General features: G+C 36.9%; 11 protein-coding genes. All 11 read left to right on the top strand.

Features of this window, described 5'->3' with window-relative positions:
• The first annotated feature begins 14 nt into the window (after positions 1-14).
• Positions 15-2,168, top strand: coding sequence for an ABC transporter substrate-binding protein (locus ACYQ1N_RS04705; RefSeq protein ID WP_459833357.1), 2,154 nt, complete (start codon positions 15-17; stop codon positions 2,166-2,168).
• Entirely contained in the window at positions 2,161-3,219 is a 1,059-nt protein-coding gene (locus ACYQ1N_RS04700; protein ID WP_459833354.1) for a FecCD family ABC transporter permease, read from the top strand. Before ACYQ1N_RS04705 ends, ACYQ1N_RS04700 begins: the two co-directional genes overlap by 8 nt.
• The gene (locus ACYQ1N_RS04695; RefSeq protein ID WP_459833351.1) at positions 3,216-3,992 is read left to right on the top strand and encodes an ABC transporter ATP-binding protein; all 777 of its coding nucleotides are present in this window, start codon (positions 3,216-3,218) and stop codon (positions 3,990-3,992) included. Before ACYQ1N_RS04700 ends, ACYQ1N_RS04695 begins: the two co-directional genes overlap by 4 nt.
• 16 nt (positions 3,993-4,008) lie before the next feature.
• Positions 4,009-4,878 carry an ABC transporter ATP-binding protein gene (locus ACYQ1N_RS04690; protein WP_459833349.1) on the top strand — a complete coding sequence of 290 codons (870 nt, stop codon included), beginning with the start codon at positions 4,009-4,011 and terminating at the stop codon, positions 4,876-4,878.
• Positions 4,878-5,615, top strand: coding sequence for an ABC transporter permease (locus ACYQ1N_RS04685; protein ID WP_459833346.1), 738 nt, complete (start codon positions 4,878-4,880; stop codon positions 5,613-5,615). Before ACYQ1N_RS04690 ends, ACYQ1N_RS04685 begins: the two co-directional genes overlap by 1 nt.
• Positions 5,616-5,970: 355 nt before the next feature.
• Entirely contained in the window at positions 5,971-6,231 is a 261-nt protein-coding gene (locus ACYQ1N_RS04680; RefSeq protein ID WP_459833343.1) for a hypothetical protein, read from the top strand.
• 198 nt (positions 6,232-6,429) lie between these two features.
• Positions 6,430-9,615 (top strand): isoleucine--tRNA ligase, encoded by a 3,186-nt coding sequence (gene ileS, locus ACYQ1N_RS04675; RefSeq protein WP_459833341.1) that lies wholly within the window; start codon positions 6,430-6,432, stop codon positions 9,613-9,615.
• Positions 9,612-11,603 (top strand): fructose-1,6-bisphosphatase, encoded by a 1,992-nt coding sequence (locus tag ACYQ1N_RS04670; protein WP_459833339.1) that lies wholly within the window; start codon positions 9,612-9,614, stop codon positions 11,601-11,603. The genes ileS and ACYQ1N_RS04670 overlap by 4 nt, the downstream gene beginning before the upstream one ends.
• 2 nt (positions 11,604-11,605) lie before the next feature.
• On the top strand, positions 11,606-12,127 hold the full coding sequence (locus ACYQ1N_RS04665) for an adenine phosphoribosyltransferase (protein ID WP_459833336.1): 522 nt from the start codon (positions 11,606-11,608) through the stop codon (positions 12,125-12,127).
• Positions 12,128-12,167: 40 nt separating this feature from the next.
• Complete coding sequence (locus ACYQ1N_RS04660) at positions 12,168-13,859, top strand: MutS-related protein (protein WP_459833334.1); 1,692 nt, start codon at positions 12,168-12,170, stop codon at positions 13,857-13,859.
• Positions 13,860-13,870: 11 nt separating this feature from the next.
• The gene (gene alaS, locus ACYQ1N_RS04655; protein WP_459833332.1) at positions 13,871-16,549 is read left to right on the top strand and encodes an alanine--tRNA ligase; all 2,679 of its coding nucleotides are present in this window, start codon (positions 13,871-13,873) and stop codon (positions 16,547-16,549) included.
• Positions 16,550-16,670: the final 121 nt, after the last annotated feature.

Here is a 16,670-nt window from a genome sequence, read left to right as displayed (position 1 = left end):
GGATAGGTATATATATGAGCAGTAAAATGAAAGGAATAATTACTATAGTCTTATCATCAATTGCGGCAGCTGTTATTCTGATAATATTTTTTGCGGGAAGGGGCGTTGCTCCAATTAATAAAATTGAAAAAGAAGAAACAAAGGCGGATACAGTAGTAAAAGAAAAAGTTAAAGATTCGGCAGGAAATGAATTTGAGGCACCTTTAAATATTGAAAATCTGGTGGTTTTAAATCCAAATGCATATGATGCAATGAAAATTATTGGCAAATCTTCTTTGGTAAAGGGAATAAGCACAGATACTGCATCGCCAGAAAGTAATGCACTTGTTGAAAAATATGGTACAGAGTCAAATGTTAATATTGAAAAATTAATAAAAGATAAACCAGATGCAGTCATAGCTGATACCGAATTCATAAATACACCAGGTTACACAGAGTTAAAGAATACAGGGATAGATATAATAACATTAGATTTGAATAAAAAAACAAAAATCTCTGATGAAATGACTGTTTTGGGCAAGTTATTTGATGCAAATGAAAAGGCTGATGAGTTTAAGAAAGATACTGAAAGAGTACAGTCATTGTTGGATGATAAACTAAAAAATGTCAGTGAAAAAAAGATTTATTGGGAATTGTCAAACGACAATAAAAGCGTAGGAAAAGATGCAAACGAAAATGAAACATTTGATCGTGCAAGATTAGTTAATATTGCAAATAGCAAAGATGGAAAATATGTAGATGTTGATAATGGCTATGTAAAAGATAATAACCCGGATGTAATAGTAAAGTTAAGCAATTACACCGATGGAATCATTTCTTATAATGGACTAAACCAAGAATCATTAAATACAACAATCGACAATATTACAAAGAGAGAAGGCTGGAATGATATTACTGCTGTAAAAAACAATAATGTAGTAATATTGTCCGATAGAATAACTAATTCTCCACTGGGCTCTGTTCTTGCTCCGATGTTTATTTCAAAGGTGGCATATTCCGAAGAAATGGCTGATATAAATCCTAATGAGTATCTCAATGAATTTATGAAAAAATATTGGGGAACAAGTATCGATAATACTTTAGCATTTGCCAAAGATGCCAATACCATCGACAGCGGTGATAATCGAGCAGATATAACAATGCCGGTAACAGCTGCTACAGTTGTAGAACCTATTAAAAAAACATCAACCGGAGCTGCTATACTCGCAGATACTTCTAAACCGACTACAGTAGTAAAGGATTCAAAGGGACAGGAAATTATTGTTAATAAAGATTCAAACGACGGAAAGACAATGGTAAAGAAAAGTATTGTCTTAAACTCAAGTTGTTATGATGTTATCAAACTACTCGGACAGGAGAAAAGTGTTATAGGAGTTGCTGACACTACTGAATCAAATCTGCCAAAATATGGAGATTGGAGAAATCCTAATGTTGAAAAAATTATTGAGGCAAAGCCGGATGTGGTATTTGGATATGCGAGTTGGTTAGAAAGTGGTATCGGTAAACAGCTTAGTGATGCAGGTATACAATTATTATATTTTGATTTATATGTTCCAAGTAAAATACCTGAAGAAATAATGACTATAGGAAAAATTTTAGGCGCGGAAAAGAAAGCACAGGAATTTAATAATGATATTAAGCAAATACAAAATCTTATTGCTGAAAGAACAAAGTCAGTAAATAAAGTATCAGCTTATTGGGAAGGTTATGCAGACTATAAGTCAGTAGGAAAGGGTTCAGGCGGAAATGAAATTCTTAATTATGCAAATGTTAATTCATTAACCGGAGGAGAACCGGTTGCATATCCTATAATCAGCGATGAATGGATATTAGAAAAAAACCCTGAAGTAATAGTAAAATTAGTATCAGATACAAAAGGAATACTTGGAGAAAAAGTGAATGGAACAAAAGCAGCAAAGGAGCTTTACAATAAAATCATTAACAGACCGGGATGGAAAAATGTAAAAGCCGTATCCGAGAAAAAAGTTTTAATAATTAACTCAACCATAGGAACTTCTCCTTTAGGTTCAGGATTAGCACCGTTATATATAGCAAAAATAGCATATCCTGAATTATTTAAAGATATAAATCCAGATGAAACATTAAGTAAAATGGTTTCAAAATATTATGGCAAATCCTTAACAGGCGTATGGAGTTATTATGAATAATAGAGAGCAATGCATTACATACTTCAATAAGGATATAAAAAAAAGAAGAATGATTATATTAATCTTGCTTTGTGGACTTATTGGAGTTGTGATATGGGGACTTGCCGTTGGAGGATCAAGCCTAAGCCTTGATAAGGTGTTCCAAGCAATAGGTGATAAAATAACTGACTCTGAGACTATTTCGGAAACAGATAGTTATATAGCTATTGCGATACGAATACCAAGAGTATTAGTGGCTGTTGGGGCAGGGGCGGCCCTTGGCCTTTCGGGACTTCTTATGCAGGGGATTTTTCAAAATCCCCTTGTTAGTCCTTATACTTTGGGAATATCAAATGGTGCATCATTTGGAGCATGCCTTGCGATAGTTTTATCATCATCTGTTTCTCTATCACTTGGAATGTTTTTAACACCTGTTTTTGCATTTGCATTTGCCATGCTTACAATGGTATTCGTTTTTACTCTTGTTAAATTCTCAGGACATTCCACTAAAAGTTTAGTATTAACAGGTGTTGCTATAGGATATTTATTTTCGTCCCTTGTTTCTATTTTAAAATATGTATCCGATACTAAAGAATTACCTGAATTGGTATTCTGGACAATGGGAAGCTTAGCAGGAATTACATGGGAGGTTTTAGCAATTATTTTCGGCGTATTAGCAGTTTGTATGATAATCGCTCTTATTATAAGCTGGGATCTTAATATAATGACATTCGGCAGAGAAGAAGCCATTGCACTTGGTGTAAATTATAAAAGAAAACAGACGATAGTATTTATATTAACGACAATTCTTACGGCTACTACAGTATCATTTACCGGGGTAATTGGCTTTGTCGGACTTGTAGCACCGCACATTACAAGAATGATAATAGGAAATGATTATAGATATGGAATACCCGTAACATGCTTCCTGGGAAGCCTGCTATTGCTTGTTTCAGATACAATAGCAAGAACGGTAATTGCTCCGACAGAACTTCCTGTAGGTATTGTGACATCATTAATAGGAGTACCTTTTTATATCTATCTCGTATTAAGAAGGAGTAAAAATGTATGAATATAAATGTAAATAATGTACATTTTTCTTATTCAAAAAAAGGAAAGGAAATATTAAAAGGGGTCAATTGTAATTTTGCAGAAGGGAAATTTACAGCAATTATAGGTCCTAATGGATGTGGCAAAACAACTTTGCTGAAATGTATTAATAAAATAAATGAAATTACAAATGGAACAATAAAGCTTGACAATAAAGACGTTAATACTATGTCTGGACATGAGATAGCGAAAATGGTAGGTTATGTTCCTCAATTTTCATCATTTAATATGTCATGTTCCGTTATGGAATTTGTATTAATGGGACGAAGGCAGCATTTAGGCTGGTCAATAAAGCAAGAGGATATAGCAGCCGTCGCAGATACATTGTCCATGCTTGGAATTGAACATTTATCCAAAAAATTATATACAGAGTTGAGCGGAGGTCAGAAACAGAAAGTATTGGTTGCAAGGGCATTGATGCAAGAGTCTGATGTTTATTTATTTGATGAACCGACTAGTAATTTAGATCTTAAAAATGAACTTGAAATAATGAAATTAGCAAAATCAATAGTAAAAGAACACAAGAAAAGTGTAATAATGGTAGTTCATGATTTAAATATGGTTGTTCATTATGCAGATGATGTGGTTATTATGAAAGATGGTATAGTTATAGAAGAAGGGAAAACCTTTGATGTTGTTACAACGGAATCTTTAAAAAATGCGTTCGGAGTTAATGTTATAATTGAAGAAAGTGGTTTTGTAAATCCTTTTAATAAACAAATATTAAATCAATAAAAATGTGGAGAAAAGTGTGAACAGCGATAAAAAAAACGATAATATAATTCTTGAAATCAATAATTTAAGAAAAAGATATGGTTCATATGATGCCGTAAAAAATATTGATTTTTTTATACGTTATGGAGAATGTTTCGGGCTGTTGGGATCTAACGGAGCAGGAAAGTCAACCGTTATTAAAATGATTGCAACATTAAGCCTACCGTCTGAAGGAGATATCTTCTTTGATGGGAAAAAACTCACAAGAGACAACATTAATGCAAAACGACAAATTGGGCTTATAACGCAGGAATATTCCTTAAGAAAAGATTTTACAGTTGAAGAAATAATGATGTTGCATGGCAAGCTGTATAAAATCCCAATAAAAGAATGTCGAAAAAGAAGTGAGGAATTGCTTGAAGAATTTGATTTATTCAAACATAGGAAAAAAATTGTAAGACAGCTTTCAGGCGGAATGAAGAGAAAATTAATGCTATGTCGTGCAATAATGACAAAACCGAAACTTCTCTTGCTTGATGAACCGACAGTTGGCATGGATCCCATTGCAAGACAGCAATTATGGGATCATCTTCGAAGGCTCAACAAGAACGGTACCGCTATTCTTCTTACTACACATTATATAGAAGAGGCTCATGCAATATGCGGAAGAGTTGCAATGATGAAAGAAGGAAAAATAATCACATGTGATTCACCATTAAATTTAATAAATAAAGTTGGAAGATATACTGTTGAAGATAGAACCTTGGATAAAATCGAATTAAAGCATTTTCATAATAGAGAAGAAGCAGTTACATATGTAAAAAAAATATCAGGGGATTATTTTTTAAGAGAAACAAATTTAGAAGATGTATATATAGAAGTTATGAAAAGAAATGAAGGTGTCTAATGGGGATAATAACTGCCGTTTGGGAAAAAATGACGGAAATGCGACATGAGTGGATAAAAGTTACACTCTCTGCAATCATAAGCCCTTTGTTGTATATGATTGCTTTTGGTTGGGGACTGGGTATGAATATAAAAATAGACGGTATTTCATATATGCAGTTTATTGTTCCGGGTATTATATCCCTTACTACAATGAATGTAGGATTTAGCTCCACATCCACTTATTTGAATATGCAAAAAATGTTTGAACACTCATTAGATCAGGTATTGGTCTCTCCAACTCCCATATGGCAATATGTCTTAGGACAAACCATAGGCGGTGGATTGAGAGGAGTTTATTCTGCTGCAATTATTATTGTAATAAGCATTATATTTAAAGTTGGACTTGTTATAAATCCTCTCATCTTTATTATCATGATGTTAAATTCTATGATATTTGCAGCTTTTGGAATAATAGCAGCAATGCTATCTAAGACACATCAAGATGTTGCACGATTTTCAACATTTGTAATATTGCCTATGACATTTTTATGTAATACATTTTTTTCCCTTGATAAGCTTCCTATAGGGGTTGAATATATTATTCGCTTTTTGCCAATAACTCATGCAAGTCAGTCGTTGCGTGCTATAGCATATGGAAGCTTTAACATAGGCATAAATATTATAGTAATGCTCATATATCTTTTTATTATGTATCTTATTGCTTGTAGATGTGTATATAAGGTTAGAAACATATAGCAATTAATAATGTTTTGAATGAGGATATACAACATTAATAACAATTGTAAATAAAATATCCATTTGTTTTACATGATGGTGAAAAGCAATAATGCATATTACAGTTAATAAGTCGTAAGATTTATAATTAGCGCAAATAGAAAACAAATACACTTGTTTCATCTGTTTGTGCTGAAAAACTAAATATGGGTTATACATTTTCTTTGAAAATGTATAACATAAAGCAAAAACACAAGGTCACAAGGGTATTTTCAGCACGTATCCTTGTGATTTTTGTGTTTGAGGTTTGAGAGGTTTGTAATTTTCATGCTAAATGTCACAAGGCGTTTAGCAGGTTTTTTATTTGGGAGTAAAAATGGCAATTCTAAAAAAGCAGCCAATACCGAATGTAGCAATAATTGATTGCGAATATTTACAAAATAACAAATTATCATTACCGGCAAAGGCGGTTCTAACCATGGCTTTAGGGTTGGAAAGGCCGAATTTGAATAACGGTTATTTTTCAACGGCTACAAGTTGGAATTCACATACAAATAATACTAATGCCGGACAGACCGCAGAAGACGGAGTGTGGTTTGGCGGCGGTAATCCGGATGACAACAAATGTAAAAATTAATCTAACTAAAAATAATTAAATATTTCTTGAAAAATTCTCTGCAAGAGAAGCAGATATCTCCTAAAACAACTTAGAAATATTCTATTTCTTGACTTTTACAGTCTCATTTTATACCATAAAAATAATTATGCTATTTTAGGGATTTTATGCCCTGTTATATAGTAAATATCGCACCTCAGAGTGAAAGGAAGTATTGTTATGACATATGAAAAAGTCTCTTCCGATATGAATTTTCTGGAGAGAGAAAACGTTATAGAACAATTTTGGAAAGACAACAATATTGTTGAGAAATCCTTAAAGCAGAGAGAAGGATGTCCCGTATATACATTTTATGACGGCCCTCCGACTGCTAACGGAAAGCCGCACGTAGGGCATGTTTTGACACGTGTTATCAAGGATATGATTCCGAGATACAGAACCATGAAGGGGTATTATGTTCCGAGAAAGGCCGGATGGGATACACACGGTCTTCCGGTAGAACTTGAAATAGAGAAAAAGATAGGAATAAACGGTAAGGAGCAGATTGAGAATTACGGCATCGAACCGTTTGTTAAGCAGTGTAAGGAAAGTGTATGGCAGTATAAGTCCATGTGGGAAGAATTCTCATCTAAAGTAGGATTCTGGGTAGACATGAAACATCCGTACATTACTTATGAAAATAATTTTATCGAATCCGAGTGGTGGGCTTTAAAAGAGATTTTCAACAGAGGTCTTTTGTACAAGGGATTTAAGATTGTACCGTATTGCCCTCGTTGCGGAACGCCTCTTTCATCACATGAGGTCGCTCAGGGATATAAGACGGTAAAAGAAAAATCCGCAATAGTTAAGTTTAAGAAAAAAGATGAAGATGTTTTCTTCCTTGTATGGACAACAACGCCTTGGACATTACCTTCCAATACGGCTCTCTGTGTTAATCCGGACGAAACATACGTAAAGGTAAAGGCTGCGGACGGATATACATATATTTTAGCCGAAGCTTTGGCTCCTAAGGTGCTTTCCGGATTATTTAAAAAAGCCAATCCGGATTCGGAAGAAAACGGTGCGGATTACGAAGTTCTTGAAAAATATAAGGGTTCCGACCTTGAAAATCAGGAATATGACGCTTTATACGCCTGCTCCAAAAAAGAAGCGGAAAATCAGAAGAAAAAGAGCCATTTTGTTGTATCTGACAACTATGTAACGATGTCTGACGGTACAGGTATCGTTCATATTGCTCCCGCATTCGGTGAGGATGATTCAAGACTCGGAAGAAAGTATGATCTTCCTTATCTTCAGTTTGTTGACGGTGCAGGTAACATGACAGAGGAAACGGATTTTGCCGGAATATTTATTAAGAAGGCAGACCCTCTTATATTGGATGAACTGAAATCAAGAAATCAACTTTTTTCGGCGCCTAAGTTGGAGCATGAATATCCTTTCTGCTGGAGGTGTGATACTCCTCTTATTTATTATGCAAGAGAATCATGGTTTATTAAGATGTCCAAGGTAAAGGATAATCTTATTAAGAATAATGAGACCATTAACTGGATTCCGGAAACAATAGGAAAGGGAAGATTCGGCGCATGGCTTGAAAATGTTCAGGATTGGGCAATATCAAGAGACAGATATTGGGGTACTCCGCTTAATGTATGGAAATGTGATGATTGCGGCGAATTGGAGGCAATCGGAAGCATAGAAGAACTCAAAGAAAAGGGCGATAATGTACCTGATGACATAGAACTTCACAAACCTTACATAGATAAGATAACGGTTAAATGTCCTCACTGCGGAAAGACAATGCACAGGACTCCGGAGGTTATTGACTGTTGGTTTGACTCAGGTTCAATGCCTTTTGCACAGCATCATTATCCATTTGAAAACAAAGAGGTATTTAACGAGCAGTTCCCGGCACAGTTTATCTCTGAAGCCGTTGACCAGACAAGAGGATGGTTCTATTCTCTTCTTGCGATTTCAACTTTACTGTTTGACAAAGCACCTTATGAAAACGTTATTGTTCTCGGACATGTTCTCGATAAAGACGGCAATAAGATGAGTAAGTCAAAGGGAAATGCGGTTGATCCTATGGAAGCTCTTAATAAGCACGGAGCTGACGCTATCAGATGGTATTTCTATGAAAATTCACAGCCATGGCTTCCTAACAGATTCTATGATGATGCGGTTACGGAAGGTCAGCGTAAGTTCATAGGAACTCTTTGGAATACATATGCGTTCTTCGTTTTATATGCAAATATCGACGAATTTGACGCTTCAAAATATTCTCTTGATAAAGACTCTCTGACTATTATGGATAAGTGGATTCTGTCCAGACTTGAAACTCTTATAAAAGAAGTCGACGATCATTTGGAAAATTACAGAATTACGGAAGCCGCAAGAGCCATGGAAGACTTTACGGATGAACTTTCCAATTGGTATGTAAGACGATGCAGAGAGAGATTCTGGGCGAAAGGTATGGAGCAGGATAAGATTAATGCATATATGACTCTTTATACCGTACTTACAAGATTTATCAAATTAGCGGCTCCTATGGTTCCGTTTGTAACTGAGACAATTTATCAGAATCTTGTAAGAAGCATTGACAAAGATGCTCCCGAAAGTATTCATTTTTGCGATTATCCCGTATCAAGAGAAGAATTTATCGATAGGGATATTGAGGAAAATATGAATATTGTACTCAATACCGTTGTCATCGGAAGAGCCTGCAGAAATGCATCGGGAATTAAGACGAGACAGCCTCTCGGAAAGATGTACGTTTCAAGCGATAAGAAGCTTGATGAATTCTATGCCGAAATCATAAAAGATGAATTAAATGTTAAAGAAGTTGTATGGCAGACGGACGTATCCGAATATACAATGTACAGCTTTAAGCCTCAGCTTAAAACTCTCGGACCTAAGTTCGGAAAATTAATAGGCGGAATTAAGAAAGCTCTTGAAACGGTTGACAGTGCAAAGGCAACCGAAGAGCTTAAAACACATAATTCCGTTACGGTAAATGTAAATGGCGAAGACATTACCATTGATGCCGAAGATTTGCTTATAACCATGATACATAAAGAAGGTTTTGCTGCCGAATCCGGAAACGGTATAACCGTCGTATTCGATACGCAATTAACGGAAGATCTTCTTGAAGAGGGATATATAAGAGAAATCGTAAGCAAGATTCAAACCATGAGAAAGGATGCCGGCTTTGAAGTAATGGACAGAATCAACGTTTATGCATACGGAGATTCTGATTTCGAAGTCCTTGCAAAATATGCGAAAAAAGTTGCCGACACCGTTCTCGCTGATGAAATAATTATTAATGACGGCGGAACAAGAGAAGATATCTTTACAAAGGATTGGAAAATTGACGATGAAGATATAACTCTCGGAGTAAAAAAGGTATGAATGACGACTATAGATATCTTATGCAATTAGGGCAGAGTTTCCCTGATATTTTAAGTGCAGCGGAAGAGGTTATTAACCTTGAAGCGATACTTAACCTTCCAAAGGGTACGGAACACTATCTATCGGATATACACGGTGAACATGAAGCGTTTTTTCATGTTGTAAAAAATGCTTCCGGTACCATACGCAGAAAGATAGACGACGCTTTGTCGGATACGGTATCGATTAAAGATAAGCGCGAATTGGCTACAATTATTTATTATCCAAAGGAAAAGCTCGCAAGATTAAAGTCTGCGGGCTTACTGGATGAAGATATGTTGAGAGTCACGCTTAACAGACTGATAAAAGTATGTAAGCTTATTTGCTCAAAATATACAAGATCCAAGGTGAGAAAGTCTTTGCCGAAATCATATGCTTATATTATAGAAGAGCTTATGACGGAAGGACCGGAAATGAAGAATAAGAGCGAATACTTTGATGCGATTATAACTTCCATCATAGAGCTTGGAAGCGCTGAAGATTTTATTATACAGATATCCGATCTTATACGCAGAATGGCCATAGACAGACTGCACATTATAGGTGATATATTTGACAGAGGTCCCGGACCGCATTTTATTATGGATTTCCTTTGTGACTATCATTCATTTGATGTTCAGTGGGGAAATCATGATGTTGTTTGGATGGGTGCGGCATTGGGGCATATTCAGTGCATTACCAATATAATCCGTAATTCATTGAGATATGACGGTTTGGATATATTGGAAGACGGTTACGGAATTAACATGGAGCCTCTCGAAAAATTTGCGGAGAATGTATATGCCGACGATCCGTGTATATGTTATAAGGTGAAGGATAAGGACATTACACAGGACAGACATATGCAGCTTACTCTTAAGATGCATAAAGCAATCAGCATTATACAATGGAAAACGGAAGGCGAATTAATAAGCAGAAGACCTGAATACAATATGGACGACAGACGTCTCCTGCATTTAATCGATTACGAAAAAGGCACCATAAAATTAGACGGGAAAGAATATGAATTAAAGGATAAACTGTATCCGACAATAGATCCCAATGATCCGTACAAGCTGACAGCCGAAGAAGAGGAGCTTGTAAAATATCTGTCTTTATCATTTTCACAGTGCGAAAAGTTAAATAAACACGCCGAACTTCTTGTTCAAAAGGGAAGTTTATATCTTATATATAACAATATGATCATGTTTCACGGCTGTATTCCGATGACTGAAGACGGAAAATTCAGAGATGTAAATGTCTACGGCAGGAAATGCAGCGGCAGGGAACTTATGGATGAATTGGATTCATATGTAAGGAAGGCATTTTTGTCCGACAATGAGGAAGAGAGAGAAAAGGGAGCAGACATTTTATGGTATTTATGGAACGCTCCGGATTCTCCGATATTCGGTAAAAGCCGAATGGCGACCCTGGAGAGATATCTTATCGCCGAAAAGGAGACATGGACTGAAGTTAAGGACCCTTATTATTCGCTGATAAAAAATGACAGTGTTTTGGACGGTGAGAATATATCCGTTTCGGAAAAGGCCGTTAATGCTGTTTTTGAGGAGTTCGGGCTTGACGGAGAGACTGCCAAAATAATAAACGGACATGTTCCCGTAAAGCATAAAAACGGTGAAAGTCCGATTAAAGCAAAGGGAAAAGTGGTTGTAATAGACGGAGGCTTTGCACAAACATATCATAAAGATACCGGTATTGCGGGGTATACATATATTTATAATTCACACGGCATGATATTGGTTGCTCATAAACCGTTTACAACCACGGAAGAAGCCATTGAAAACTGCTATGACATAGCATCGGAACTCGTCGCGGATGAAAATGCAAAAAGAAGGATATATATTGCCGACACGGATACCGGAGCAAAATTAAAAAGCAGAATCGAAGATTTAAAGAAACTTATTGAGTGTTATAAAAACGGTACTATTAAAGAAACTCGAAAGGATTAATTATGAAAACCGAAGAAATAAAGAGTTTAATAAGAGATATTTATGATTTTCCAAAAGAAGGAATTATTTTCAGGGATATAACAACACTGTTGAAAGACGCAGACGGACTTAAAATGGCTGTGGATGCAATTACGGATGCGGTTAAGGATCTTGATTTTGATTATGTTGTTGCTCCGGAGGCGAGAGGTTTTATATTCGGCGTACCTGTCAGCTATAATCTTGGCAAGGGATTCATTCCTATTAGAAAAAAAGGCAAGCTTCCATGTGAAACCATCGCTAAGGAATACGGACTGGAATACGGCAATTCAATAATTGAAATCCACAAAGATGCCGTTAAGCCGGGGGATAAAGTAATTATTGTCGATGATCTTATGGCAACGGGAGGAACAACCAAAGCCATGGCCGATTTATTGGAAGAAATCGGAGCGGATGTCGTAAAGATAGTATGTTTACTTGAACTTGAAGACTTAAACGGCAAAGAGGCAGTAAAAGATTATAACTACGAAGGAATCGTTAAGTATTAATTAACCTGTATAATTCTATAAGCAAAGACAAGGTGAGAAATTGACTATATGGATAATTTTAGCGGCTCTTGCGGTACTTATTATATTTGCAGCCGTTAATTCCGGAAAAAACAGACATACGGATGAATTAGACAATTTAAAAAATAATTGGGGTAAACTCGGAGATAAACAATATCCGTCGGATGATTTTGAAAATATATCTCATTATTATAAATTGTGTGAGAATGACGGTTACAGCGTGGATGACATAACCTGGAACGATTTGGAAATGGATGAAATTTTCCGGGCGCTGGACAACTGCTCATCTTCAATAGGAAGGGAATATCTGTATAAGTCTTTAAGAAAACCTAATTTGGACATAAATAAAATAAAGGACATCGATGCGGCTGCTGCATATATGTCATCACACGGTGATGAGCGTGTAAGCCTGCAGATGTCTCTTTCAAAGTTGGGCTTTGTGCATAAGGTTTCGTTTTCGGATTATGTAAATGTAATAAATGAATTAAATCCGCTCAAAAACAGCATTTCGTATTTGTTTAATGCTCTCAATGCTGCATCCGTTCTTATTATGATATTTATAAACGCTCAGTTCGGAGTGTTGGCATTAATAGCATCTCTGCTTGCAAGTACGGCTTATTATTTTAAAAAGAAGCCGGAAGCGGGAAGTTATTTTACGGCTTTGAGCCAGATATCGAGAATGGTAAGAACCGGAAAAGATATTGATAAGAAAAAGAAATCCTATTCGAATATGCCTAAAGTACTGACCGACGTTTTAAATAATATAAAGAAAGATACGGACATTATTTATCCTTCAATAAGAAACGACTGGCTTTTACCGGACACGGGTGCTAATTCATCAATCGTCGAAGTTATAATGAATTATATCAGAATGTTTACACATGTTGATTTAATACATTACAACAGAGCGATAAGGCAAATAAAAGGTAAGAGTAAAAACGTAATTTCTCTTATGGATAATCTGGGATATATTGAACTTGCCATATGTACCGCATCATTCAGAGAAGCGATTAAAAAGTACTCATATCCGGACTTACATGAAGATGAGAAGCTCGGCATAAATGTTGAAGGAATATACCATCCTCTCATTAAGGATGCGGTTCCTAACGATATAAAAAATGCCAAAAATGTACTTATAACAGGTTCGAATGCATCCGGAAAATCAACATTTCTTAAATCGATAGCATTGAATATGATACTCAGCCAATCTATTGCAACCTCTGTTTCGGATAAGTATTCCGCACCCGTGTATAAACTTTATTCATCCATGTCTTTAAGAGATGACTATAAGACAAAGGGAAGTTACTACATGGTGGAAATAAGGGCTTTAAAGAGGATTATTGATGCGGCTGAAAACAGTGATGTTCCGGTGCTTGTAATTGTAGATGAGGTTTTAAGAGGTACAAATACAATCGAAAGAATAGCGGCCGGATCTTCGATTTTACAATATCTTCAAAGCGAAAATACAAATACATTTGCCGCTACTCATGATATTGAGATAACGGAGATTTTAAATGATTCATATTCTGATTATCATTTCAGAGAATCTTTTAATGAAGAAGGCGACATTGTGTTTACGTATAAATTGCAGGAGGGAGCGGCTACCACAAGAAATGCCATTGCGCTCCTTGAGACTCTCGGATTTGATGATAAGATTACGGATAAAGCCAATAAAAGAGCAAAAGAATTTATGGATACAGGAATATGGAGATAAAGGAGGATATAATGGGGAAAGAATTAAAGTGGCAAAGTGTTAACGAACTCAGAGAGAAATTTTTGTCTTTTTTTGAATCGAAAGGTCATTTAAGACTAAAGAGTTTTTCTCTTGTACCGCACAATGACAACAGTTTATTGCTGATAAATTCAGGTATGGCGCCGCTTAAACCGTATTTTACGGGTCAGGAGGTTCCGCCGAGAAAAAGAGTAACAACATGTCAGAAGTGCATCAGAACAGGCGACATTGAAAATGTGGGTAAAACCGCAAGACACGGTACTTTCTTTGAGATGCTCGGTAACTTCTCGTTCGGAGATTACTTCAAAACGGAAGCAATTCACTGGTCATGGGAGTTCCTTACGGAGGTTGTCGGTCTTGATCCGGAGAGACTGTATCCGTCTGTATATTTGGAAGACGATGAGGCGTTTGATATATGGAACAAAGAAATCGGTATTCCCGCAGACAGAATATACAGGTTCGGCAAAGAAGATAATTTCTGGGAGCACGGAAAAGGACCTTGCGGTCCGTGTTCGGAAATATATTACGACAGAGGAGAAAAGTACGGTACCGGCCCGGAAGATGTAATGGGCGGAGAAGGAGACCGTTACATGGAAATCTGGAACAACGTATTTACTCAGTTTGAAAGTGACGGTGCGGGAAATTATACTGAACTTTCACAGAAAAACATTGATACCGGTATGGGTCTTGAAAGACTTGCGGTAGTTGTTCAGGATGTGGATTCCATATTTGATGTCGATACATTGGAACATCTCAGAAACGAAATATGTAAACTTGCAGGTATTGCGTACAAGGAAAATGCCGTTTCCGACATATCCATCAGAGTTATAACAGACCATATACGTTCTGTTACAATGATGGTCAGCGACGGAATTCTTCCTTCAAATGAAGGAAGAGGATATGTATTAAGAAGATTGCTCAGAAGAGCGGCGCGTCACGGAAGACTCCTTAAAATAGACGGTCTGTTCCTTTCGGATTTGGCTCAGGTTGTAATTGACGATTCTCATGATGCATATCCGCAGCTGGAGGAAAAGAAGGACTTCATACTTTCCGTAATTGAGAGAGAGGAAGTAAACTTCAATGATACGATTGACAGAGGTCTGGCAATCTTAGATGAAATGATTGAAGATATCAAATCAGAAGGCGGAAAAGAGCTTTCAGGCGAAAATGCATTTAAGCTGTACGATACATACGGATTCCCTATTGATCTTACATTTGAAATTCTTGAAGAAAACGGAATAACCGTAGATATGGACGGCTTCAAAGCGGAAATGGAGAACCAGAGACAGACGGCCAGAAATGCAAGAAGCGAAAGCAACTACATGGGAGCGGAAGAAACCATATTCGACAACATGGATCCTGCCATTTGTTCTGAATTTGACGGATACGGCACTTTGGAAGAAAAAGGCAAGGTGCTCTGTATAACGAAAAGAGAGTTAACCGATAAAGACAATTATAAAGACACCGAAGTGGTTCAGGCTCTTACCGAAGGAGAACACGGCACTGTCATAGTAGACAAGACTCCTTTTTACGGAACCATGGGCGGACAGGAAGGCGATATCGGTATCATAAGTACTCCTGAAGGCGAATTCAAAGTTACGTCAACAATTCACATTAAGGGCGGACGAATAGGACATATAGGCTTTATTACATCCGGAATGATTAAAGAAGGCGATACCGTAGATCTTAAGGTTGACGCCGATAACAGAGCGAACACATGCAAGAATCACTCCGCCACACATCTCCTTCAGGCAGCGCTTAAAAAAGTTCTCGGAAGTCATGTTGAACAGAAGGGCTCCTTTGTCGACGGAGACAGACTCAGGTTTGACTTCTCACACTTCAAGGCTCTTACAGAGGATGAAATAAAGGAAACGGAGCGTATTGTAAACAAAGCCATTTCAGACAATATTCCTGTAGAAACAAAGATAATGTCTCTTGAAGATGCAAAGAAAACTGGAGCCATGGCGCTTTTCGGTGAGAAATACGGCGACGAAGTAAGAGTTGTGGCAATGGGAGACGCTTCCATTGAACTTTGCGGCGGTACTCACGTTAAGAATACCGGCAATATCTCTAACTTTAAAATTATTTCGGAGACCGGTATTGCGGCAGGCGTAAGAAGAATAGAGGCAATTACGGGAGAAGCGTTAAAGAATTATTATGATGCATTGGAAGCTGAAATAAAGGCTGCCGCTGCAATTGTCAAATCAGAACCTTCACTGCTTGTCAATAAGTTGAATACTCTTATGGAAGATATGAAGAAGCTTCGCTCGGAAAATGAAAGTATTAAGGCAAAACTTGCGGCCAATGCCGTTAATTCAGCCGAAAGAGAAGAAGAAGTTATAGGTGATTTCAAATTTGTAATTCAAAAACTTGACGGAATCGCACCGGGAGAACTAAGAGACTTAGGCGATAAACTTAAAAATGAAACGGGTTCCGGCGTGGTGCTTCTTGTCAGCACCGTTGACGGAAACGTAAATCTTCTTGTAATGGCAAGCGATGACGCCGTAAAAGCAGGCGCTCATGCCGGCAACATTGTAAAATCAATTGCGGGAGCTGTCGGCGGAAAGGGCGGCGGTCGCCCTAACATGGCTCAGGCAGGCGGTAAAGATCCGAGCGGGACAGATTCCTGTATTGAACTTGCAAAGACAATTGTCAGAGAACAGTTAGGTTAAATATTTATATATTCGGTTTTATTTACTTATAATTTTATGCAATGTTCCATGGATATTTGCGGTAAATAATTCTTGACTAAACATATGAATATGCTATAATGGACAAATGCATATTGCTAGT

This window comes from Howardella ureilytica (assembly GCF_054657495.1).
The sequence above is the reverse complement of the archived record's forward strand: the minus strand, read 5'-3'. Positions and strand labels throughout refer to the sequence as shown.